Origin of the sequence: Microbacterium sp. JC 701 (genome assembly GCF_021026215.1) — a bacterium.
GTDB classification, from domain to species: Bacteria; Actinomycetota; Actinomycetes; order Actinomycetales; family Microbacteriaceae; genus Microbacterium; species Microbacterium algihabitans.
The window spans coordinates 74,510-97,179 of record NZ_JAJNCV010000005.1 but is presented as its reverse complement, the minus strand read 5'-3'; the positions used below and the strand labels follow the sequence as shown (position 1 = coordinate 97,179).

Genomic DNA, 22,670 nt, shown 5'->3' with positions numbered 1-22,670 from the left:
CAGCACGAGATCGACGCGGTCGTGAGGATGAGCGCATGAACAGAGTCACCAGCACCGATTACGACAGCCCGGTGGGGCCGGTCCTGCTCACGTTCGTCGACGACGCCCTCGTGCGCCTCGACGTCGCGCACGACGGTCTCGACCTCGCCCGCGAGAGCATCGCTCATCGACTGGGGGTCATGGCCGAGCCGGATTCCGCAGTGGGGGCGTCGCTCGTGGCGCAGCTCGACGAGTACTTCGACGGCGCGCGCCGGGAGTTCGACGTGCCGCTCGACTTCCGCCTCGTGCGCGGGTTCACCCGGGCGGCGCTCGAGGCGACGTGCGAGATCCCCTATGGCGAGGTGGCGTCGTACGGCGAGGTCGCGCGGATGGCCGGCGTCGATCGCGCCGCTCGCGCCGTGGGCACCGCGTGCGCGTCGAGCCCGTTCTCGATCGTCGTGCCGGTGCACCGCGTCGTGCGCTCCGACGGATCGATCGGCGAGTACGGCGGTCACCCCGAGGTGAAGCGGTTCCTGCTGACGCTGGAGGCCGAGGCGCTGCTGGGCGGGTCCCTCCCCGTCTCTGAGGCGGACCGCGTCTCCGTGTGAGCGCCTGGGCCCCTCCGATTCTCCTAGGGGACGCGCCGTGGGAGGAGAGGGACGGATGCCGACGGCCCTCGCCTCTGCGCGCGCCGACGCCCGGCCCCGCCGAAGCGAGGACCGGGCGCCGGGCGACCGCAGCGGGCCGCTAGTGGTTCGAGGCCTTCTCCGCTCCGAAGCCGGTGAGGGAGCGCACGTCCATCTCGGCGGCCTTGCGCCGATCCTCCGCGACGCGCGAGGTCACCGACCCGAGCCAGCCGAGGAAGAACCCGAGCGGGATCGAGACGATGCCCGGGTTGTTCAACGGCCAGATCGCCACTCCCGTGTTGACGAACACGCTCGTGGGGGTCCCCCAGAACACCGGCGAGAGGAAGATCAGCAGCAGAGCCGAGCCCAGCCCGCCGTACATGCTCCACACCGCACCACGCGTGGTGAACCGACGCCAGAACAGCGAGAAGAGGATCGTCGGCAGGTTCGCCGAAGCCGCGACGGCGAAGGCGAGGGCGACCAGGAAGGCCACGTTCTGCCCCTGCACGCCGATACCGCCCAGGATCGCGAGCACGCCGATCACGATCACCGTGCGCCGCGCCACCTTGACCTCTCCGTCGGGCGGGACGTCGCCCTTCTTGACGACGTTCGCGTAGATGTCGTGGGCGAACGACGCGGCCGCGGTGATCGTGAGACCCGCGACCACCGCCAGGATCGTCGCGAACGCGACCGCCGAGATGAAGCCGAGCAGCAGCGGACCGCCGAGCGCGAAGGCGAGGAGGGGGGCTGCGGCGTTGACGCCGCCGGGCGCCGCGAGGATGGCCTCCGAGCCCACGAGGGCACCCGCGCCGTAACCGAGCACGAGGGTGAGGATGTAGAAGAGGCCGATCAGCCAGATCGCCCACACCACCGAGCGACGGGCCTCCTTCGCGGTGGGCACCGTGTAGAAGCGCATCAGCACGTGCGGAAGACCCGCGGTGCCGAGTACGAGGGCGAGCGCGAGCGAGATGAAGTCCCACGGGTTCTTGCCGTACTGCAGACCCGGAGCCAATACGGCGTCACCCTTGGGCGAGGCGGCGACGGCGCTCTCGAGCAGGGTGTTGAGGCTGAAGCCGTTGATCGCGAGCACCCACACCGTCATGACGACCGCGCCGCCGATGAGCAGGAACGCCTTGACGATCTGCACCCACGTGGTGCCCTTCATGCCGCCGATGAGCACGTACACGATCATCAGGATGCCGACGACGGCCACGACGATCGACTGCCCCACCCGCTCGGTGATGCCGAGCAGCAACGACACCAGTCCGCCGGCGCCCGCCATCTGCGCGAGCAGATAGAAGAAGCACACCGCGAGGGTCGTGATGGCCGCGGCCATCCGCACCGGGCGCTCCTTGAGCCGGAACGACAGCACGTCGGCCATCGTGAACTTGCCGGTGTTGCGCATGAGCTCGGCCACGAGCAGCAGAGCCACCAGCCACGCCACCAGGAAGCCGATCGAGTAGAGGAAGCCGTCGTAGCCGTTGATCGCGATCGCCCCGACGATGCCGAGGAACGACGCCGCCGAGAGGTAGTCGCCCGCGATCGCGAAGCCGTTCTGCGGTCCCGTGAACGACCGGCCCGCCGCGTAGTAGTCGGCCGCCGTCTTGCTGTTGCGGCTGGCCCGGATCACGATGAACAGCGTCACGGCGACGAACGCACCGAAGATCGAGATGTTCAGCACCGGGTTGTTCTCGACCGTCTGCACGGCCGCATCGATGGAGGCGAGCACGTCGTTCACGAGCGACCCTCCTCAGCGCGCTCGAGCTCGGAGCGCAGCTGCTCGGCACCCGGGTCGAGGCGGCGGTTGGCGTACGCGACGTAGCCCATGGTGATGGCGAACGTGGTCACGAACTGGCCGAGCCCGAAGAGCAGCCCGACGGTGATGGCGCCGCTGACCGGCTGCGCCATGAACTCCGGCGCGAACGACGACAGCAGAACGTAGACGAAGTACCAGACGAGGAACGCCACCGCGAGCGGGAAGACGAAGCTGCGTTGCCGCCGCTTCAGCTCCCGGAACGGGGCGGACTCCTCGACCGCGATGTAGTCGACGCCGCTGGTGTGCGCGTCGTCGATCCGACGATCCGTCATGTGGCCTCCTTGCCTCATGCGTCCGGCGCAACGCTGCGCCGATCGGGGAAAAGTCCGGGTCGGCGTCAGCTTTCCCGGTGATACAGTCGACGCTACGAAACGCGGCGATGAAGCCGTCACCCCCGGAAGTAGGTAGTGCGTGGCTGCACCCTCCGCACTTCGAGACGATGCGACGCTCGTGTCGCACGCGGTCGTCGAACTCGCCCGACGCACGCATTTCCCCGTCGCCTTCGGCGGCCTCGAGCACGACGGCGCCGTGCACGTGTCGAGCATCGTCGGCGCCCGCACGCGCAGCATCGAGGGGCTCGTCGTGCACGCCTCGCGGGGTCTCGGCGGACGAGCGCTCGTCGAGCGACGCCCCCGCATGACGCTCGACTACCGCACCTCGCGCTCGATCACCCACGACTACGACCGCGCCATCCTCGGCGAGGGCATCGCGACCCTCTTCGCCGTGCCCGTGCTCGTGGGCGGCACCGCGCGCGGCGTGCTCTACTGCGGCTCGTGGGCCCAGGCGCCGGTCGGCGAGGTCGAAGCGCGCCCCGCGTTCGACGTCGCCGGAGAGCTCGGCACCGAACTGCGCGTGCGCGCCGAGGTCGAGCGCCGCCTGCAGTCGGCGCCCACCCCCGAGGGCGGGCTCAGCGCCGGAGCGCGGGAAGAGATCCGCGAGAGCTACGCCCAACTGCGCAGCATCGCCGCCACTGTCGGCGACGACAGCGTGCGCCGCCGCCTCGAAGACGTCGAGGGCCGGCTCGCCGCCCTCACCGGCGACACCCCCGTGACCACACCCGACCCCGACGTGCACCTCTCGCGCCGCGAGATCGACGTGCTCGCGTGCGCGGCGGTCGGGTCGACGAACGGCGAGATCGCGACCACCTTGCAGCTGCGCGAGACCACCGTGAAGTCGTACCTCGCCTCGGCGATGGCCAAGCTCGACGCCTCGACGCGGCACGCCGCGGTCACCCGCGCACGCCGCGCGGGACTGCTCCCCTGACGCCTGGACGGCCGGTGAGAAAGCCCTGGCAATGACCGTTTGAGGTTGAGAGCCGCGCGGATTCTCGGCATCGTGGCTGACTCCTGTCGTCGATCAGAGAAAGAGAGTCGCCCATGCTGACGCTCACCGAAGAGGCCACGACCGCCGTCAAGACCATCACCGCCCAGATCCCCGACGCCCCGCACAGCGGCATCCGGATCGAGGGCGCCGGTTCCCCCGAGTCGCAGTTCAAGCTGAGCGTCGTCGACGCCCCCGCCACCGGCGACGCCGTCGTCGAGAACGGCGGAGCGCGCGTCTTCCTCGACAGCGACGCCGCAGCGGTGCTCGACGACCGCGTGCTCGACGCGCAGGTCGACCCCGAGCAGGGCTCGGTGCAGTTCGCGGTGACCAACGCCGCCTGACGCGCTGACGCTTCCGATCGATGCCCCGGCCGCGCGCCGGGGCATCGTCGTGTGCGGGGGTATCCCGTCGAGGTGCTCTTACGTTCGGCGGATCCGTCCCGGGGCCGCGAGTGTCCCCAGAGTGCCCGAGACTGCAACTCGCTGACATCCCCGCGTCAGGCTGCAACGGAGTTGTCGGCGAGATGAAGTCTCGCGATGCGTGCGGGCCGCGAGCGGCGCAGGGCGCGGCGATCGCACGAGAAACGGGGCGGATGCCGTTACCTCAGCCCCGGAAGACCACGACCTCGTCGTTCGGGGCGTCGTAGACGAACTGCACGGCGGTGCCGGGAGGCAGATCGGTCGCCCGGATCTCGGCGGAGTCCTCGGTGAGCTGCAGCACTCCCTCGGCCGGGAAGATCCCCGCTCCGCACGAATCCAGGAACAGGCGCCCGTCGTAGGAGAATCCACCGTTGGAGACCTCGAGCAGCTCGGGCTGCCACACCGTCATGCATCGGGCTGCGTTCTCGTCGGCCTCGAACGGGGCATAGGTGATGACGCGAAAGCCCTCGAACTCTTCGTATGCCGTCACCGCGCTTGTGACGCCCCGTGTCAACGATGCCGGAACGTCGAAGTCCGGATCGGCGGCGAGACGCGCGATCTGCGTCGCCCCGACCTGCAGCGGGTCGGTCTGCACGCGCTGCACCAGCACGAGCGCCGTCGCCGCGCACACGACGACCAGGGCGGCCGCGGTCAGCAGGATCGTCGTGGAACGCCGCAGGCGCGGCATCCGGAACCTCCGACGCGGCGGGTCGGATGCCACGGGCGGCTCCCCCGCATCGCTCGGCCCGCTCGGCTCGTCGGCGGCCTCCGGCACGGGCGGAGCGGGGTCGTCGGCGACGTCGCGGCTTTCGAGTTCGATGAGTCGGCGCAGCGCCGCCGGGTCGGCGGAGATGTCCGCCCCGGGGGCGTAGGCCCGTCGGCGGAGGGCGGAGAGTTCGTCATCATCGTCGATGCGCGGCATGGTCCGATTCAATCAGCGATGCCGCCGCGGCCCGCGGACGATTCGCGCACGCGGGGGTCGGATCGCGTGCTCAGCGGCCGGTGAACTCCGGTCGACGCTTCGCCTGGAACGCAGCGAACCCCTCGCGGTAGTCCGCCGTGGCGGCCAGGGCGGCCTGCGCGCGGTTCTCCAGGGCCATCGCCTCCCACAGCCCGAGGCGCTCGTCGCGCACCGCCGCCACGATGCGCTTGCTCGCGCGGAACGCCGCCGTCGGACCCGCCGCCGCCGTACGGGCGGCCAGCGCCGTGGCATCCGTCACCTCGTCGGCCGGTAAGACCCGGGAGAACAGCCCCGCGCGCACCGCCTCGTCGCCCGACATCAGGCGCCCGGTGTAGATGAGGTCGAGGGTCGCATGCATGCCGAGGCGCTCGGCGAACAGCGCATGACCGCCCGAGTCGAGGGTCGCCCCGAGGGCGGCGAAGGGCGAGCCGAGCTTGGCGGTGTCGGCGACGTAGACGACGTCGGTGGCGATCAGCAGGCCGACTCCCACGCCGAGGCACGCGCCATGCGCGACGGCGAAGGTCGGTGCGGGGAACATCGCCACGCGTCGCAGCAGCGGGGTGAGCGTGTCGTCGAGGTAACCGGCGACGTCGTCGGTCGCGGGATGGACGCCCGAAATGTCGCGGCCGGCGCAGAACGACGGTCCCTCTCCGCGCAGCAGCACGGCGCGGGCGCCGTCGGCCTCGGCGCGGTCGTACGCGGCGGCGAGCTCGTGCAGGTCGTCGAGTCCGAGGGCGTTGCGCCGAGCGGGCGCGTTCAGCACGATCTCGGCGACGCCCTCGTCGAAGCGGTAGTCGATCATCGCGCTCACCCGTCGTAGTCGACGCGGACGGCGTCGGTGCTCGGGTGCGACTGACAGGTGAGCACGTACCCGCGTTCGATCTCATCGGGCTCGAGGGCGTAGTTCTCGGTCATCGACACGGCGCCCTCGATCACGCGGGCGCGACAGGTTCCGCACACGCCTCCCGCGCACGCGAACGGCACGTCGGGTCGGACGCGCAGTGCTGCGGCGAGGATCGTCTCGTTCGCGGCGACCGGGCTGTCGACCGAAGCCGACTGCCCGTCGAGGGTGAAGTCGATGCGGCGGACCGGTTCGTCCTGGCGCACGCGCACCGGGCGTGCTCCCCCGGTCTGCGCGGGGGCGTCGCCCTCGCCTGCGGTGAACAGCTCGAAGCGCACGCGCTCGCGCGGCACGCCGACCTCGGCGAGCACCTGGCGGCACAGCTCGACGAGGGCGAACGGCCCGCACAGGAACCACTCGTCGACGGATGCCGGATCGATGAGGCGCGAGAGAATCAGCCGCAGCCGCTCGTCGTCGATGCGCCCCGAGAACACCGGCGCCGCGCGCTGCTCGCGGGACAGCACGTGGTGCAGCGTGAGGCGCGACGGGTAGCGGTCCTTGAGGTCGGCGAGTTCGTCGACGAACATCACGTCGGTCGACGACCGGTTGGCGTAGACGATGGTCATGCGACTGTCGGCGGGTCGCTCGAGCACATCGGCGGCGAGCGCCATGATCGGCGTGATGCCCGAGCCCGCGGCGATCGCGACGATGTGGCCCGTCGCGGTCGAGGCCTTCGAGACGAAGGTGCCCTGGGGGCTCATCACGTCGACCTTGTCGCCGGGGCGCAGACCCTCGTGCGCCCACGTCGAGAAGCGGCCGTCGGGGTTGCGCTTGATGCCCACGCTGATCGAGCCGCGCGCCGGCGGTCGGCAGATCGAGTACGAGCGGCGCAGCTCCTCGCCGTCGACACGGGCACGGAGCGCGACGTACTGCCCGGGCGCGTAGTCGAACGCGTCAGCGAGGTCGTCGGGCACCGCGAAGGTCACCTCGATCGCGGTCGGGGTGAGCGGGCGCACGTCGGCGACACGCAGGGTGTGGAAGCGGGCGCGGGCGCGCGGGGTTCCGGGAGTGGCTGCCGGGTTCACGGCATCCGTCATCGTCATCAGAGGGCCTTGAAGTGGTCGAAGGGCTCGAGGCACGCGCGGCACTCCCAGTGCGACTTGCACGAGGTGGAGCCGAAGCGCGAGACCTCGCGGGTGTTCAACGAACCGCAGCGGGGGCACGCGACGCTGAGCGTCACACGGATGGGTCCCGCGGGCGCGCGTCCGGTCGGTGGGGCGATGCCGTACTCGGAGAGCTTGCGCTTGCCGTCGTCGCTCATCCAGTCGGTCGTCCACGCGGGGGTGAGCGTCGTCTTCACCACCGCGTTGTCGAAGCCGGCCGCGGTGAGCGCGAGCACGATGTCATCGCGGATCGCGTCGACCGCGGGGCAGCCCGAGTAGGTCGGGGTGATCGTGACGGTCACCGTGTCGCCGTCGAGGCGCACGTCGCGGAGCACGCCGAGGTCGTCGATCGTGAGCACCGGCACCTCGGGGTCGACGACGGCCGCGACGACCTCGCGCGCGTGCTCGAGGGCCGCGGTCACCACGTCGCCCCCGGATGCCGGCGGGCCAGCACCTGCATCTCGGCGAGCAACGGCCCGAACGAGGGGTGGTGGGCGCCGCGACGACCCCCCGCGGAGGAGCCGGGGATCGAGGGGACGGGCACGTCCTCTTCGGCCAGGACGGCGGCGAGCACGTCGTCGACGCGACCGCGCAGCGACGACGGGCGCACCGCGATCGCCTCGAGACGGTCGTGCAGCGGCTCGTCGCGGAACAGCTCGTCGAGGTAGGGCCACACGTCGTCGAGGGCGACGAGGAAGCGCTGACGCGACTCGTCGGTGCCGCCGGCGAGACGCAGCGTCCACTGCACCGCGTGGTCGCGGTGGTAGTCCACCTCTTTCTCGGCCTTCGCCGCGACGGCGGAGATCACCGGATCGGCGGATGCCGCGAGGTCGCGGTACAGCTCGAGCAGATACGCGGATGCCAGGAGCTGACGGGCGATCGTGTGCGCGAAGTCGCCGTTCGGGAGCTCGAACAGCCAGACGCTGCGGAACTCGGGCTCGTCGCGCCAGTAGGCGAGGTCGTCTTCGCTGCGGCCGTCGTACGACCCCGCGTAACGCAGCAGCGAGCGGGCGTGACCGAGCAGGTCGAGGGCGATGTTGCCGAGGGCGACGTCTTCCTCGAGCTCGGGGGCACGGGCGATCCAGCCGCAGAGGTTCTGCGACAGGATCAGGGCGTCGTCGCCGAGGCGCAGGGCGTAGGCGGCGACGTCGGGGTCGGTCGCGCGGTCTTCTCCCCCGGCCAACTCGGCCGAGAGCTCGCGCACGTCGAGCGAGACGTCGCCGTGCGGGTCGTGGGCGTCGCTCACCGCAGGTCCCTGAGCCTGTCGAAGGGACCGGTCCCCCGCGTCGGGCTCAGCCACCGTCGCCGCATCAGGTCCCTGAGCCTGTCGAAGGGACCGGTCTCCCGCGATCGCCTCCGCCGCCGGCGCTGCGCCGTGATCGGTCGAGGTGCTCACAGGTGCGGCACCCCCTCTGACGCGGTGTAGTACACCGCGTGCCGGTAGTTCTTGCCCGCGGGCGACTCGAAGAACGCGCCCTTGGCTCCCGGGTCGCTCGTGGTCACGGCATCCGAGGGCACGACCCACACCGAGACGCCCTCGCCGCGACGGGTGTAGAGGTCGCGGGCGTTGCGCACCGCGAGCTCGGCGTCGGGCGCGTGGAGGGAGCCGACGTGCACATGGCTCAGACCGCGGTTCGCGCGCACGAAGACCTCCCACAGGGGCCAGGTCTCGGCGGGGCTGCCGCCGGGGGTGGCCATCAGGCGGCCGCCGTCTCGGTGCGGGCGGCGCTCTTCTTGGCGGCATACGCCGCCGCGGCCTCTCGCACCCACGCACCCTCTTCGTGCGCGGCGCGACGGTTCTGCAGGCGCTGGCGGTTGAGCGGTCCCCGACCCGCGAGAACCTCCTGGAACTCGGTCCAGTCGATCTCGCCCATGTCGTACTGGCCCGTCTCGTCGTTGAAGCGCAGCTCGGGGTCGGGCAGGGTCACGCCCAGCACCGCGGCCTGCGGCACGAGCATCGAGACGAAGCGCTGGCGCAGGTCGTCGTTGCTGAAGCGCTTGATGTTCCACGCCATCGACTGCGCCGAGTTGGGCGAGTCGTCATCGGGGGGTCCGAACATCATCAGGCTCGGCCAGTACCACCGGTCCACGGCATCCTGAGCCATCTTCCGCTGCTCGTCGGTGCCCTGCATGAGCGTCAGCAGGATCTCGAACCCCTGGCGCTGGTGGAACGACTCCTCCTTGCAGATGCGCACCATCGCGCGGCCGTAGGGTCCGTAGGACGCACGGCACAGAGGCACCTGGTTGCAGATCGCGGCGCCGTCGACGAGCCAGCCGATCGCGCCCATGTCGGCCCACGTCGGGGTCGGGTAGTTGAAGATCGACGAGTACCGCGCCGTGCCGTCGACCAGCTGCTGCGTCATCTCGTCGCGCGTGATGCCGAGCGTCTGCGCGGCGGAGTACAGGTACAGACCGTGCCCGGCCTCGTCCTGCACCTTCGCGAGCAGGATCGACTTGCGCTTGAGGCTCGGGGCCCGGGTGATCCACGCCCCCTCGGGCTGCATGCCGATGATCTCGGAGTGCGCGTGCTGCGAGATCTGGCGGATGAGCGTGCGCCGGTAGCCGTCGGGCATCCAGTCGCGCGGCTCGATGCGTCCGTCGGCCTCGATCAGGGCGTCGAACATCGCCTCGCCGTCGAGGGCCTCCGTCGTGGGGGCGGTCATCGTCATCGTCGACTCCTTTTACAGACCGATCGTTCAGTAAAAGTGTAGCCGGGGTGCGCATAAGCCGCAACGGCCGTGACCCTCGATCTCCGACCGGATGGAGTGGGGTCATGGCCGACACTGCGATCTTCGACGTCGACGGCACCCTCGTCGACACCAACTACCAGCACGCACTCGCGTGGTACCGCGCGTTCCGGCGCTTCGACCTCGTCCTGCCGGTCTGGCGGATTCACCGCTCGATCGGCAAGGGCGGCGACCAGCTCGTCCCCGCACTCGTGGGCGACGCCGTCGAGCGCGAGCACGGCGATGCCCTGCGCGATGCCTGGAGCCAGGAGATCTCCCCCATGATCGACGAGGTCCGCCCGTTCGACGGCGCGCACGACCTGCTGCTGGCCGTCAAAGAGCGGGGCTTCCGCGTCGTGCTGGCGAGCTCGGGCAAGAAGGACCACGTCGAGCACTTCCTCGATCTGCTCGACGCGCGCGAGCTCGCGGACGCGTGGACGACGTCCGACGACGTGGACGCCAGCAAGCCCGCGCCGGATCTGGTGCAGACCGCGCTCGCGCGCGTCTCGGGCGCCCACGGCGTCATGATCGGCGACTCCCCCTGGGATGCGATCGCCGCCTCGAAGGCATCCGTCCCCACGATCGCGGTACGAACCGGCGGCTTCTCGCGGGAAGAGCTGACGGATGCCGGGGCCGAGAGCGTCTTCGACAGCCTCCGCGACCTGATCGCCGGTCTCGACGACACGCCCCTCGCGCGCGCGGGGGCCTGAGGCGCCACGCGGCCCCCGCCACGCGGCCCCCGCCGCATCGGCGAGACCGCACGCGGTCGTCGAGGACGCACGCGGTCGTCGAGGACGCACCCGATTGAAGCCCGACGGGTGCGTCCTCGACGAAGCGGTGCGTCCTCGACGCGCGGGCGCGAGGCCCCTTCGTCGAGCCGCGTCGGGGAGGCCGCACCGCGGGCCGGGCCGCACCGCGGGCCGGGCCGCACCGCGGGCCGGGCCGCACCGCGGGCCGGGCCGCACCGCAGGAGAACCGGCGGCGCGGCGAACCCGATCCCCTCAATCCGGCGGGCGACTCGGGCGGGGCCTCCCCGATTTCCTGCGTTGTGCGCGAGAGGCGCGGCGCATCCCGCCCGACCCGCCCGGCCGGCGCGCCCCGGCCCTCAGCGCAGGTCGTACACCCGCTTGTACTTGCCCTCGCTGCGGGGCAGCACGCCCGGTTCCTCGACGCGCACGCCGACGGTCGTGCCGATCAGCACCTTGATGCGCTGCTGCAGCACGACGCCGGCGGCCTCGCACACCTCGCGGTCGAGGGCCGGATGCCGCTCGATGCGCACGGTCATGGCATCCATTCGTCCTTCTCGACGCAGCTCGAGCACGAAGTGCGGAGTGAGCTTCTCGATGCCCAGCACGATCTCCTCGATCTGCGTCGGGAAGAGGTTCACACCGCGCAGGATGATCATGTCGTCGTTGCGGCCGGTGATCTTCTCGATGCGCCGCATCGCCGGGAACGCCGAGCCGGGCTGCAGCCGGGTGAGGTCGCGGGTGCGGTAGCGGATGACCGGGAACGCCTCTTTCGTGAGCGAGGTGAACACCAGCTCGCCCAGCTCGCCGTCGCCGACGGGCTCTCCGCTCTCGCCGTCGATCGTCTCGGGGAGGAAGTGGTCTTCCCAGATGTGCGGACCGTCCTTGGTGAGGGCGCTCTCGGATGCCACGCCCGGGCCCATCACCTCGCTCAGGCCGTAGATGTCGACCGCGACGAGGTCGAGGCGACGCTCGATCTCGTGGCGCATCTCGTTCGTCCACGGCTCCGCGCCGAGCACCGCGACCTTCAGCGAGGTCGAGCGCGGGTCGACGCCGGACGCCTCGAGGGCGTCGGCGATCGTCAGGAGGTAGCTGGGCGTGCACAGGATGGCATCCGGCTCGAAGTCCTGGATGAGCTGCGCCTGTCGCGCGGTCTGCCCGCCCGACATCGGGATCACGGTCGCGCCGAGGCGCTCGATGCCCGCGTGGGCTCCGAGGCCGCCGGTGAACAGGCCGTAGCCGTAGGCGTTGTGCACGCGATCCCCGGCACGGATGCCGGCGGCGCTCAGCGAACGCGCGACGAGATCGGCCCACCGGTCGAGGTCACCCGCGGTGTAGCCGACGACGGTGGGGCGCCCGGTCGTGCCCGACGAGGCGTGGATGCGGCGGACGTCGGCCATCGGCACCGCGAACATGCCGAAGGGGTAGGTCTCGCGCAGATCGGCCTTGGTCGTGAAGGGCAGCAGGCGGATGTCGTCGAGGCTGCGGATGTCGTCGGGGCCGACCCCGGCCTCGTCGAACTTCCGTCGATAGAGCGCGACGTTCTCGTAGGCGTGGCGCACGGTCCACTGCAGCCGCTCGAGCTGCAGAGCGCGCAGGCTCTCGAGCGGGATCGCGGTCGGATCGACGGATGCCAGGAAGTCGGGGCGCGATGCGGCGGTCAGGGTCATCGGGACACCTCCGTGGTCGTGAGCGCCTCGTCGCGCTCGGGGGCGGGGTCGTGCAGTGCGCGGGGGCCGGGGGCTTCGACAGGCTCAGCCACCGGCGCCGCCTCGCTTCCGCGCGAAACCGAGGTCCCTGAGCCTGTCGAAGGGACCGGGCCACGCTGAACGCCCGCGGCTTCGACAGGCTCAGCCACCGGCGCCGCCTCGCTCCCGCGCGAAACCGAGGTCCCTGAGCCTGTCGAAGGGACCGGGCCACGCTGAACGCCCGAGGCGTCGACAGGCTCAGCCACCGGCGCCGCCTCGCTCCCGCGCGAAACCGAGGTCCCTGAGCCTGTCGAAGGGACCGGGCCACGCTGAACGCCCGCGGCTTCGACAGGCTCAGCCATCGGCGCCGCCTCGCTCCCGCGCGAAACCGAGGTCCCTGAGCCTGTCGAAGGGACCGGGCCACGCTGAACGCCCGCGGCGTCGACAGGCTCAGCCATCGACGCCGGCGGCCGGCGATCCGTCGTGATGCTGCGGCCGCGCACCTCGGCGACGAGGTCGCCCGTCTCATCGGTCACGCGGATGTCGTACAGGCCCGTGCGCCCGCTGCGCGCGCGGCGGGCGGCGGTCGCGGTGAGCGTCTGCCCCGCGGTGGTCGACTTCAAGAACGTAATGTCAGCGCCACCGGCGACCGTGACCCGCTCGTCTTCGTTGCACGCGATCGCGAACGCGGTGTCGGCGAGGGTGAAGACGAGCCCGCCGTGGGTGATGGCGAAACCGTTGAGCATGTCGTCGCGCACGGTCATCGACACGCGGGACTCCCCTGGCGCGTCGTGCTCGACGACCATGCCGAGCATGCGGGAGGCGTTGTCGTTGCGCATCATCGGCCGCAGGGTCATGCCGGCACCGCCACGGGAGCCCACGTCTTGGCCACGAGTGTGAGCACGTCGTACTGCGCGACGATCTCGTCATTCTGGTTGCGGATCACGGCATCCCACCGCACCTCGCCGTACTCGTCGGTCTCGCGCGGGGTGATCTGCTTCGCCGTCAGGGCGACACGGATGCGGTCGCCGGGTGAGACCGGGGTGACGAAGCGCAGGTTCTCGAGCCCCGAGTTCGCCAGCACCGGGCCGGGCGCGGGGTCGACGAATAGCCCGGCCGCCCACGACACGAGCAGGTACCCGTGCGCGACGCGTCCCGGGAAGAAGGGGTTCGCGGCCGCGGACTCCTCGTCCATGTGCGCGTAGAACGTGTCGCCGGTGAAGTTCGCGAACACCTCGATGTCGTCGAGGGCGACTTCGCGTTCGGCCGATTCGACGGCATCCCCAATTCGAAGATCCGAGAGGGGTTTGCGGAACGGGTGGACACCGGCGGAGTCGGTGTCGGCTCCCGGATGCCACACCCCGGTCAACGCGGTGAGCATGCGGGGCGAGCCCTGGATCGCGGTGCGCTGCATGTAGTGGAGCACCGAGCGGATGCCGCCGAGCTCCTCGCCGCCGCCGGCGCGGCCGGGTCCGCCGTGCACGAGGTGCGGCACGGGGGCGCCGTGCCCGGTCGAGGTGCGGGCGTCGTCGCGGTCGAGGAAGAGCACGCGTCCGTTCATCGCGCCCATGCGGGTGAGCAGCTCGGTCGCCACGTCGGGGTCGTGGGTGGCGACGCTGGTGACGAGCGATCCCCCTCCGCGGCCCACGATGGTGGCGGCTTCTGCGACGTCGGCGTACTCGACGATGCTCGCGACCGGGCCGAACGCCTCGATGTCGTTGACGGCCGGGGTCGCGGCATCCGCGAAGGCGAGCAGCATCGGCTGCAGGAACGCGCCGTCGGCGGGCGCTCCCTCGGGCGCCTCGGCGGATCCGACCACGAAGCGCCCACCGGCGTCGGTGAGGGCGCGGACCTGCCGCAGCACCTCGTGGCGCTGGGCGATCGAGACGACCGGCCCCATTGTCACGCCCTCGACGCGCGGGTCGCCGATGACCACGCGCTCGGCGATCTTGTCGCGCAGGGCCCGGGCCACGGCATCCGTCATGCCCGTCGGCACGATCGCGCGGCGGATCGCCGTGCACTTCTGACCCGCCTTGGTCGTGAGTTCGACCATCAGCTGTTTGACGTAGGCGTCGAACTCGGGGGTGCCGGGGGTGGCGTCGGGGCCGAGGATCGAGGCGTTGATCGAGTCGGTCTCGCTCGTGAACCGCACGCCGGGCTTCGCCTGGGCGCGCAGGCGCTCGGCGGTCGAGGCGCTTCCGGTGAACCCGACCGTGTCGCCCAGGTCGAGCAGGTCGAACAGGCCCGGAACGCTCCCGCTCACCAGCTGCAGCGCTCCCTCGGGCAGCAGACCGGTCTCGACGACCATGCGCACCCACGCCTCGGCGACGTAGGCCGTCGGGGTTGCGGGCTTGACGATCGTGGGGAGCCCGGCGAGGAAGGCCGGGGCGAACTTCTCGAGCGCACCCCACATCGGGAAGTTGAAAGCGTTGATCTGCACCGCGACGCCCGGCAGGCGCGTGTAGACGTGCCGGCCGAGGAACGAGCCGTCCTTCGACAGCGGCTCGATGGGTCCGTCGAGCACGACCTTGCCGGCGGGCAGCTCGCGCCGCGCCTTCGACGAGAAGGTGAACAGCACGCCGATGCCGCCATCGACGTCGCTGAGCGAGTCGCGGCGGGTCGAGCCGGAGCGCTCCGAGAGGGCGTAGAGCTCTTCGCGGCGCTCGTTCAGCGCGATCGCGAGGTTCTTCAGCACCATCGCGCGCTGGTGGAAGGTCAGCGCGCCGATGCTCTTCTGCCCCGTCTCACGGGCGAAGGCGACGACTCCCGCGAGATCGAGCCCGCGCGTGCTGACGCGCACGATCTCGTCACCCGTCGAGGCGTCGCGCACGATCGCCGCGTCGGGGTCGCTCTCGGGGGCCCACCAGGCGCCGTTCACGTAGCTGGGGAGGAAGGTCATGAGGCGCTCCATTCGTAGAATCCGCGGCCGGTCTTGCGGCCCAGGTGCCCCTGGGCGACGAGGTCGCGCAGCAAAGCGGGCGGGGTGAAACGCGCGCCGAACGCGCGCTCGAGTTCTTCGGCGATGCCGAGGCGCACATCGAGTCCGACGATGTCGGTGGTGCGGAGGGGCCCCATCGGATGCCGGTAGCCCAGCTCCATCGCGGTGTCGATGTCATGCGCGGTGGCCACGCCCTCCTCGAGCATGCGGATCGCCTCGAGCCCGAGGGCGACCCCCAGGCGGCTCGATGCGAAGCCCGGCGCGTCGCGGACGACCACGGCGGTCTTGCCGATCGCCTCGACCCACTCAGTCGCTCGCGTGACGACCGCGGCGGTGGTGGCATCGCCGGTCACCACCTCGACGAGGGCCGAGGCGGGCACGGGGTTGAAGAAGTGCAGCCCGAGGAACCTGTCGGGCCGGGCGAGAGAGGCGGCGAGCGCGTCGATCGAGATGGAGGAGGTGTTGGATGCCACGACCGCGTCGCCCCGCACAGCTTCCTCGATCCGCGCCAGAGCGTCGAGCTTGAGGTCGCGATCCTCGGGCACGGCCTCGATCACGAGGCCCGCCTCGGCGAACGCTTCTGCGTCGACGCCGGTGGTGAGGGAGTCGGCATCCGGAATCTGCGTCCCCCTCTCCGCAGAGCGGGCCAGGGCGGTCTCGACGCGCTCCCGCGCCTGGGCGGCGGCGGCCTCGTCGCGCTCGACGACATGCACGCGGGCTCCGGCGAGCAGGAACGCGTGCGCGATCCCGGCGCCCATGCGGCCTCCGCCGAGCACGCCGACGACGGCGGGGACGGATGCCGTGGCTTCGACGGCCGTGGAGTCGGGCGCGCCGGCGGTACCGGCGCGGGAGGGAGACGTGGTCTCGGGAAGGGTCACTTCTTCTTCCTCTCGAGGAACGCGGTCATGCGTGCGCGCTTGTCGGCGCTGTCGAAGAGCTCGGCCTGCAACTCGCCGTCGATTGCGGGGTGGTCGGCGCGGGGCGCGAGCAGCGCGCGCTTGGTCAGGATCGTCGCGCGCACGGAGTTCGCCGCGATGCGATCGGCGACCGCGTGCGCGGCGGGCAGCAGGTCGTCGGGCTCGTGCACTCTCGACAGCAGCCCCCAGGAGAGGGCCTCGTCGGCGTCGATCACGCGCGCGGTGAGCAGCAGCTCACTCGCGCGGGCGTGGCCGACGATCTCGGGCAGACGCCACGACGCGCCGGCGGCGGCGATGATGCCGAGGCCCGGCTCGGGATTGCCGAAGCGCACGCGCGGGGTGCCGAGGCGGATGTCGGCCGCATAGGCGAGTTCGGCTCCCCCGCCCAGCGCGAGGCCGTCGACGGCGGCGATCACGGGCATCGGGAGGTGCCGGATGCGATCGAACACCGTCGCATTGATGCCGCGACGCGCGTCGTCGCCCGTGCGCTCGCGCAGCTGGGCGATGTCGGCTCCGGCGGCGAAGATCCCGCCCGCACCGGTGACGATGAGCGTGCGGGGATCCGCCTCGAGTTCGGCGCACAAGGCGTGCAACTCGTCGACCATGGCCTGGTCGATCGCGTTGCGCACGTCGGGGCGGTCGAGGGTCGCGACGACGCGGTCGTCGGCGGTCTCGATGCGGAGGCGCGCTGACCCCGGCGCGCCGGTGGCTGAGCCTGAGGCGCCGGTGGCTGAGCCGCGTGCGCCGGTGGCTGAGCCTGTCGAAGCCCCCGGCCCCCGGGCTTCGCGGGTACCGGTCCCTTCGACAGGCTCAGGGACCTGGGTGGGCTCAGGGACCTGGGTGGGCTCAGGGACCTGGGTGGGCTCAGGGAGCTGCGTCGGGGACACCACGGAGGCGGCTGATCCGCGCGCGCCGGTGGCTGAGCCTGTCGAAGCCCCCGGCCCCCGGGCTTCGCGGGTACCGGTCCCTTCGACAGGCTCAGGGACCTGGGTGGGCTCAGGGACCTGGGCCGACGTGCGCGGCTCAGCCATCGATCCGCTCCACGATCATCGCGGTGCCCTGGCCGACGCCGACGCACATCGTCGCGAGGCCGTACCGCGCGCTCTCGCGTTCGAGGCGCCCGAGCAGCGTCACGAGGAGCCGCGACCCACTCGAGCCCAGCGGATGCCCCAGCGCGATCGCCCCTCCGTCGGCGTTGACGATCTCGGGGTCGAGCCCGAGGCGCCGCATGCACGCGAGCGACTGCGAGGCGAAGGCCTCGTTGAGTTCGACGGCGCCGAGGTCGGATGCCGAGAGCCCGGCCTTCGCGAGGGCCTTCTCGGTCGCCGGCACGGGGCCGAGCCCCATGATCTCGGGAGCGAGAGCCGCGGAGGCGTGCGCGACGATCCGCGCCCGCGGCCGGAGTCCGTATCGCTCGACGGCTGCGGCGCTCGCGACGAGGAGGGCCGAGGCCCCGTCGTTGAGCGAGCTGGAGTTGCCCGCGGTGACGACCTCGCCGTCCTTCACGACCGGCTTGAGCCTCGCCAGCGCGTCGATCGAGGTGTCGCGGCGCGGACCTTCGTCGGTGTCGACGATGCCCCGACCGGTGTCGACGGCGACGATCTCGCTCGCGAAGCGACCGGCATCCTGGGCTGCGATGGCACGCTCGTGGCTGCGCAGCGCAAAGGCGTCGGCATCCGCCCGCGAGATCCCGTCGAGGCGAGCGACCTCTTCGGCCGTTTCGGGCATCGAGAACGTGGCCTTCTCACGCGCGGCGAGACGCGGGTTGGTGAAGCGCCAGCCGATCGACGTGTCGAACGCCGCCCCGGGCTTCGCCCACGCCTTCTCGGGCTTCGCCTGCACCCAGGGTGCGCGTGTCATCGACTCGACGCCGCCGGCCACGATGAGGTCGGCGTCTCCCGCGCGCACGGCCTGCGCGGCGAGCGCGATCGCGCTCATGCCCGAGGCGCAGAGGCGGTTGACGGTGAGACCGGGGATGATGTCGGGAAGCCCCGCGAGCAGCACGGCCATGCGGGCGACGTTGCGGTTGTCCTCCCCCGCCTGGTTCGCGGCACCGAGGATCACTTCGTCGATCGCCTCACCGGGAACGCCAGCGCGGGCCACCGCCTCGACGACGACGAGGGCCGCGAGGTCGTCGGGACGAACGGAGGCCAGAGCCCCGCCGTACCGCCCGACCGGGGTGCGCGCACCGCCGATGAGAAACGCGTCCGCCATCGTCTTCCTCTCCCCCGCCGACTCTGGCGGGGCCCGTCCACCTCACCTGCGAGGTTTTCCGACCGATCGTTCAGTAATCATGCCACGACGGAGCGGGAGGAGGCAACGGGCGGGTGCCGAGAGGTGACGCGGGGGCGGCCGTCGTGATCGACACGCGCGCTCATCCGACCGCGGCACGTCCCCGGCGCCCGCGCGGCGGCCCGTGGGGGCAGTTCGGGCGGCGGAGGATGATCGGGCACAGGAAGACCTACCCGGCCCGCGAGATCCTCGGCCGATCGGATCTCCTCCCGCGGCGCGACCGCGCAGACGACGCCGGCGACGAGCACCCGCGCGCGGCGAGGAAAAACGGTGCCCCCGACAGGATTCGAACCTGCGACGCCCGCGTTAGGAGTGCGGCGCTCTATCCCCTGAGCTACGGAGGCGGGGCTTTTCCAGCCTACTGCGCGGTGCGGGGCGAGGCCGTCGCACGCGATCCGGCGCCCGCGTCGTCGGAAGAGAGCGGGTGGATGCCGTGCCGCAGGCCCTCGATGAGACCGTCGTCCCAGGTCCCCGGCTCGGCGGGGGTCGCCTGGCTCAGCTCGACGCCGGCCGGACCGATCGTCGCCGCGCACACCAACAGCGACTCGAGCACGTGCCCGTCGTGCTCGTCGCGGCGCAGCACCGATGCCGACGGATCGACGGTGGAGGCCTCGACGACGTCGAGCCACGGCATCCACCATTCCGATCCCTCGGCGAGGCCCGCATCGCGGAACGCCTCGAGCCAGCGCGCGATGCGCGGGGTGCCAGGGTCGTCGACCGCGTGGTGGGCGATCATGTGGGTCCCGGGGGCGAGGGTCGTTCGTCGCGCGATAAGGCCGTCCCACTCGACGAGGTGCGCACCGTCGGCGTCGACCTCGACGAGGTTGAAGCCGCGCGTGCGAGGAGCGTCCGGGATGCCGGCGGCGACCGCATCGAGGGGGATGCTCCCCCGGCTCACCACCTCGTCGTCGCGGCGGGCGGAGAGGTCTTCGCGGTTCAGGAGCACCGCGAGTCGCCCGGCGTCGGGGTCGACGGCCAGCCAGGCGCCGCCGGCGCGGTCGTCGCGCACGCCGAGCACGCCGGGACGCTCGGGCCACCAGGCGCCGAGGCCGCGCCACGGACGGTCGCGGTCCTCGTCGCGGACGGCGAGGAGACGCACGGGCTCACCCGCGCGGTAGGGGACGTCGATCACGACCGTGCACATTGCGTCAACGCTACTCGCGGGCGGAGGGGCGGGGCCGTTCGCGCTTGAGCCTCAGACGTGAGCGCCGCCCCTCGTGCGTCGCCGCTCACGCCACCCGCAACGTCACGAGAACAGGAGGAGTCACCGGAACAGGACGATCGGCGCTCTATCAGCCTGTTTCCGTGACATCTCCTGTTCTGGTGACGCGCCACCGGCCGCGTGCACGACCTGGGAGACTGGGGCGATGTTCGTCGTCGTCGGAGTCACCGGGGGAATCGCCGCCTACAAGACCGTGAGCCTCGTGCGGCTGTTGGTGAAGGCCGGGCACGATGTGCACGTGGTCCCCACCGCCGATGCGCTGCGCTTCGTCGGGCTGCCGACGTGGGAGGCGCTGAGCCGCAATCCCGTGACCACCTCGGTGCACGACGACGTCGCGAAGGTGCGGCACGTGTCGCTCGGCCAATCGGCCGACCTCGTCATCGTCGCCCCCGCGACCGCGAACACCCTGGCGTCGATGGCGGCGGGATTGGCATCCGACCTTCTCGGCACGACGCTGCTGGCGACGACCGCTCCCGTCGTGGTGGCGCCGGCGATGCACACCGAGATGTGGCGGCATCCGGCGACCGTGCACAACATGGAGGTGCTGCGTGCGCGGGGCGTCCACGTCGTGGGGCCCGCCGACGGCGTGCTCACGGGAGGCGACTCGGGTCCGGGTCGCATGTCGGAGCCCGAAGAGATCGCCTCGGCCGCCCTCGCCCTCGTCGCGCGGTCGGGCGACCTCGAGGGTCTGGCGGTCGTCGTGAGCGCGGGCGGCACTCGCGAGCCCATCGATCCCGTGCGTTTCCTCGGCAATCGGTCGAGTGGTCGCCAGGGCGTGGCGATCGCCCACGCCGCCGCCGAGCGCGGGGCGCGCGTGACCCTCGTCGCCGCTCATCTCGATGGCGTCGTGCGGCCCGGACCGGGCATCGAGGTCGTCGGTGTGGGTACGGCCGACGAGCTCGGACGGGCGATGGATGCCGCTGCCCCCGACGCCGACGTCATCGTCATGGCGGCCGCGGTCGCGGACTACTCCGTCGCGTCGGTGTCGGACACCAAGTTGCGCAAGCAGGACTCCCCCGGCGCTCTGACCCTCGAGCTGCGCGAGAACCGCGACGTCGTGGCAGGGCTGGTCGCGAACCGCCGCGCGGGGCAGACGATCGTCGCGTTCGCCGCGGAGACCGTCGGCAGTGATGGCGAACTGCTCGATCGTGCCCGGGCGAAGGCCGCACGCAAGGGCGTCGACCTGTTGGCCGCGAACGCGGTCGGGTGGACGCAGGGTTTCGAATCGACGCAGAACGCCCTGGTGATCGTCGACCGTGACGGAACCGTGGCCGCCGAGGTGGCCGGGTCGAAGGACGACACGGCGCACGCTCTGCTCGATGCGGTGCTGGCAGCGCGGGCGGGGCAGACGGGGCTGTCGGGCTGAGCCCGCCCGGTACGCGACCGGGGCCGGTCCGCCGTGCGGCGAAGTGGCGCGCGTGGGGCCGCACGGCACCGAGACCGGGTTCAGACGCAAGCGAGGCCGGGCCCGCCTTTCGACGAGTCCGGCCCCGGGTGCGTGGCGGGTCAGTAGCCGTACATGTATTGCAGCTCCTGAATGACCGCGAACACCTGGCTCAGGATCATGACGAGCCACACGCTGCCGATGATGAGCGTGACGACGGTGACCGCGATGGCCGCCCACACGGGCGCGAGCCCCGATCCGGTGCGACGACGCAGCACGACGCCTCGACCGATGATGTAGACGAGCCCGGTGCCGATGGCGAGGACCGTGAAGCTCCAGGCCCAGTGGAACGGACGGTCCACGCCCCGCGCGCGCAGCTGACGCCAGTCGAGGAAGGCGAACAGCACGGTCAAGCCGGCGAGGACGAGGCTCACGACACTCGCCACGATCGTCACGAGCGAGCCCGCCATCGACGGACCACCCATGCCTCCGGAGGCCAGGTCGGCGTAGACCGAGTCGCGGATGTACGACCCCCAGTCGAAGAGGAACAGGCTGAGGACGCTCACCAGGGGGAGCGCGACGATCAGCCAGATCCAGACGGTGTTGGTCTTGATGTCGCGGCGCGGGGCGGCGTCGTACCCGGCGGGCGTCGAGGCGGGGTAGGCAGGGGCGTTCGGGTATCCGGGTGCGGAGCGGTATGCGGGGGTCGAGCCGTAGGCGGGGGCGGAGGCCGGCGTCGCGCCGTACCCCGGAGTCGCGCCCGAGCCGGCAGCCGCGCCGTATCCGGGTGCGGCGCCCGAACCGGACGCTGCGCCGGAGTCCGTGGAGGAACCGTGGGCCGAAGCGACTCCCGCTGCGGCAGCTCCGCCCACCGCGCCTGCGGCGGCGGCCGCCGCAGCAGAACCGCTCGAGCCGTGCGTCTGAGCCGACTCGTGCACACCCGTCTCGCCCGGCGCCTCGACGGACGCCTGACGGTCGACCGAGCCGAGCGGATCCGGGTTCACCCTGTCGGCATCCGAGTCGTGGGAGTCCGCCGCCACGGAGTGGTCGTCGTGACCGCCAGCGCCGTATGCGGCGGCGTCGAGACCGGCAGCAGCGCCGACCGCGTCGTGTCCAGCGGCATCGTGGCCGCCCGCGTCGTCGTGACCGAGGGCGTCGTCGCCGACAGCATCGTGTTCGACAGGACCGCGCTCGGCGACATCGCCGGCTGCGTCGTGACCGGCGGCGTCGCGCCCGGCTGCGTCGTGCTCGGCGACATAGCCGGCTGCGTCGTGACCGACAGCATCGTGCCCGGCGACATCGCCGGCTGCATCGTGACCGGCGGCGTCGTGACCGGCGGCGTCGTAACCGGCTGCATCGCGCCCGACAGCATCGTGCTCGGCAACATCGCCCCCGACGGCCGCATCCGCGCGGGCGTCGTGCGCGGCGGCATCCGCCCCCTCCGTCGAGGCGCTCGACGCGCCGTCGGCGGAGCGCACCTCGTCGGTCCAGGAGGTGCCGTTCCAGCGGCGCAGCCCGCCGCCGCCGGCGGGGTCGGGGTACCAGCCGTCGGGCGGAGTGGGAGTGTCGGTCATGTCGTTTCCCCTGTCTGGTCGGAACGAACCACGGTGGGCCCGAGTCTAGTGACGC

Annotated in this window: 22 protein-coding genes and 1 tRNA gene; 5 read left to right on the top strand and 18 right to left on the bottom strand. The window is 71.7% G+C overall.

Annotated elements, in window-relative coordinates; genetic code table 11:
- Positions 1-35 precede the first annotated feature (35 nt).
- Positions 36-587 (top strand): methylated-DNA--[protein]-cysteine S-methyltransferase, encoded by a 552-nt coding sequence (locus LPW41_RS15980; protein ID WP_230705382.1) that lies wholly within the window; start codon positions 36-38, stop codon positions 585-587.
- Between the two features lie 139 nt (positions 588-726).
- Here LPW41_RS15980 and LPW41_RS15975 read toward each other — a convergent pair whose 3' ends face one another.
- Together LPW41_RS15975 and LPW41_RS15970 are read right to left on the bottom strand one after the other, a co-directional pair.
- Positions 727-2,343: a cation acetate symporter gene (locus tag LPW41_RS15975; RefSeq protein WP_186325541.1), complete on the bottom strand. Its 1,617-nt coding sequence runs from the start codon at positions 2,341-2,343 to the stop codon at positions 727-729.
- A complete protein-coding gene (locus LPW41_RS15970) occupies positions 2,340-2,693 on the bottom strand; it encodes a DUF485 domain-containing protein (RefSeq protein WP_144833975.1) in 354 nt (117 codons plus the stop codon). The genes LPW41_RS15975 and LPW41_RS15970 overlap by 4 nt, the downstream gene beginning before the upstream one ends.
- A 139-nt stretch (positions 2,694-2,832) precedes the next feature.
- On the opposite strand from LPW41_RS15970, the gene LPW41_RS15965 reads away from it, so the two are divergent.
- Complete coding sequence (locus LPW41_RS15965) at positions 2,833-3,684, top strand: LuxR C-terminal-related transcriptional regulator (protein ID WP_144833973.1); 852 nt, start codon at positions 2,833-2,835, stop codon at positions 3,682-3,684.
- Positions 3,685-3,797: 113 nt separating this feature from the next.
- Positions 3,798-4,085 carry a Fe-S cluster assembly protein HesB gene (locus LPW41_RS15960; RefSeq protein ID WP_144833972.1) on the top strand — a complete coding sequence of 96 codons (288 nt, stop codon included), beginning with the start codon at positions 3,798-3,800 and terminating at the stop codon, positions 4,083-4,085.
- 262 nt (positions 4,086-4,347) lie between these two features.
- Here the strand turns inward: LPW41_RS15960 and LPW41_RS15955 are convergent, their stop codons facing one another.
- The 7 genes from LPW41_RS15955 to paaA all read right to left on the bottom strand — a co-directional run bounded on the left by LPW41_RS15955 (position 4,348) and on the right by paaA (position 9,797).
- A complete protein-coding gene (locus tag LPW41_RS15955) occupies positions 4,348-5,085 on the bottom strand; it encodes a hypothetical protein (protein WP_230705381.1) in 738 nt (245 codons plus the stop codon).
- 70 nt (positions 5,086-5,155) lie between these two features.
- Positions 5,156-5,926: an enoyl-CoA hydratase/isomerase family protein gene (locus LPW41_RS15950; RefSeq protein WP_230705457.1), complete on the bottom strand. Its 771-nt coding sequence runs from the start codon at positions 5,924-5,926 to the stop codon at positions 5,156-5,158.
- A 5-nt stretch (positions 5,927-5,931) separates the two neighbouring features.
- Positions 5,932-7,068, bottom strand: coding sequence for a 1,2-phenylacetyl-CoA epoxidase subunit PaaE (gene paaE / locus LPW41_RS15945; protein WP_230705380.1), 1,137 nt, complete (start codon positions 7,066-7,068; stop codon positions 5,932-5,934).
- Complete coding sequence (gene paaD, locus LPW41_RS15940) at positions 7,068-7,550, bottom strand: 1,2-phenylacetyl-CoA epoxidase subunit PaaD (RefSeq protein WP_144785651.1); 483 nt, start codon at positions 7,548-7,550, stop codon at positions 7,068-7,070. The genes paaE and paaD overlap by 1 nt, the downstream gene beginning before the upstream one ends.
- Positions 7,547-8,374 carry a 1,2-phenylacetyl-CoA epoxidase subunit PaaC gene (paaC, locus tag LPW41_RS15935; RefSeq protein ID WP_230705379.1) on the bottom strand — a complete coding sequence of 276 codons (828 nt, stop codon included), beginning with the start codon at positions 8,372-8,374 and terminating at the stop codon, positions 7,547-7,549. Before paaC ends, paaD begins: the two co-directional genes overlap by 4 nt.
- A gap of 146 nt (positions 8,375-8,520) precedes the next feature.
- Positions 8,521-8,826, bottom strand: coding sequence for a 1,2-phenylacetyl-CoA epoxidase subunit PaaB (gene paaB, locus LPW41_RS15930; protein WP_055838158.1), 306 nt, complete (start codon positions 8,824-8,826; stop codon positions 8,521-8,523).
- Positions 8,826-9,797, bottom strand: a complete 972-nt coding sequence (gene paaA / locus LPW41_RS15925; protein WP_230705378.1) for a 1,2-phenylacetyl-CoA epoxidase subunit PaaA — start codon at positions 9,795-9,797, stop codon at positions 8,826-8,828. Before paaA ends, paaB begins: the two co-directional genes overlap by 1 nt.
- A 104-nt stretch (positions 9,798-9,901) precedes the next feature.
- Here paaA and LPW41_RS15920 point away from each other — a divergent pair, with 104 nt between their 5' ends.
- Positions 9,902-10,564: an HAD family hydrolase gene (locus LPW41_RS15920; RefSeq protein ID WP_230705377.1), complete on the top strand. Its 663-nt coding sequence runs from the start codon at positions 9,902-9,904 to the stop codon at positions 10,562-10,564.
- 395 nt (positions 10,565-10,959) lie between these two features.
- Here LPW41_RS15920 and LPW41_RS15915 read toward each other — a convergent pair whose 3' ends face one another.
- From LPW41_RS15915 to LPW41_RS15880, 8 genes are all read right to left on the bottom strand, one after another.
- The gene (locus tag LPW41_RS15915; RefSeq protein ID WP_230705376.1) at positions 10,960-12,270 is read right to left on the bottom strand and encodes an AMP-binding protein; all 1,311 of its coding nucleotides are present in this window, start codon (positions 12,268-12,270) and stop codon (positions 10,960-10,962) included.
- On the bottom strand, positions 12,267-13,145 hold the full coding sequence (paaI, locus tag LPW41_RS17135; RefSeq protein ID WP_308071720.1) for a hydroxyphenylacetyl-CoA thioesterase PaaI: 879 nt from the start codon (positions 13,143-13,145) through the stop codon (positions 12,267-12,269). The genes LPW41_RS15915 and paaI overlap by 4 nt, the downstream gene beginning before the upstream one ends.
- Positions 13,142-15,187, bottom strand: a complete 2,046-nt coding sequence (gene paaZ / locus LPW41_RS15905) for a phenylacetic acid degradation bifunctional protein PaaZ (protein ID WP_230705375.1) — start codon at positions 15,185-15,187, stop codon at positions 13,142-13,144. Before paaZ ends, paaI begins: the two co-directional genes overlap by 4 nt.
- Complete coding sequence (locus tag LPW41_RS15900; RefSeq protein WP_154097596.1) at positions 15,184-16,002, bottom strand: 3-hydroxyacyl-CoA dehydrogenase family protein; 819 nt, start codon at positions 16,000-16,002, stop codon at positions 15,184-15,186. Before LPW41_RS15900 ends, paaZ begins: the two co-directional genes overlap by 4 nt.
- A 98-nt stretch (positions 16,003-16,100) precedes the next feature.
- Positions 16,101-16,820 (bottom strand): enoyl-CoA hydratase/isomerase family protein, encoded by a 720-nt coding sequence (locus LPW41_RS15895; protein ID WP_230705455.1) that lies wholly within the window; start codon positions 16,818-16,820, stop codon positions 16,101-16,103.
- Between the two features lie 346 nt (positions 16,821-17,166).
- Positions 17,167-18,357: an acetyl-CoA C-acyltransferase gene (locus LPW41_RS15890; protein ID WP_230705374.1), complete on the bottom strand. Its 1,191-nt coding sequence runs from the start codon at positions 18,355-18,357 to the stop codon at positions 17,167-17,169.
- A gap of 349 nt (positions 18,358-18,706) precedes the next feature.
- A tRNA-Arg gene (locus tag LPW41_RS15885) sits at positions 18,707-18,779 on the bottom strand.
- Between the two features lie 14 nt (positions 18,780-18,793).
- Entirely contained in the window at positions 18,794-19,579 is a 786-nt protein-coding gene (locus LPW41_RS15880) for an NRDE family protein (protein WP_230705373.1), read from the bottom strand.
- 223 nt (positions 19,580-19,802) lie between these two features.
- Here LPW41_RS15880 and coaBC point away from each other — a divergent pair, with 223 nt between their 5' ends.
- Positions 19,803-21,023, top strand: a complete 1,221-nt coding sequence (gene coaBC, locus LPW41_RS15875; protein WP_230705372.1) for a bifunctional phosphopantothenoylcysteine decarboxylase/phosphopantothenate--cysteine ligase CoaBC — start codon at positions 19,803-19,805, stop codon at positions 21,021-21,023.
- A gap of 140 nt (positions 21,024-21,163) precedes the next feature.
- Here the strand turns inward: coaBC and LPW41_RS15870 are convergent, their stop codons facing one another.
- The gene (locus LPW41_RS15870) at positions 21,164-22,615 is read right to left on the bottom strand and encodes a DUF2510 domain-containing protein (RefSeq protein ID WP_230705371.1); all 1,452 of its coding nucleotides are present in this window, start codon (positions 22,613-22,615) and stop codon (positions 21,164-21,166) included.
- Positions 22,616-22,670 lie beyond the last annotated feature (55 nt).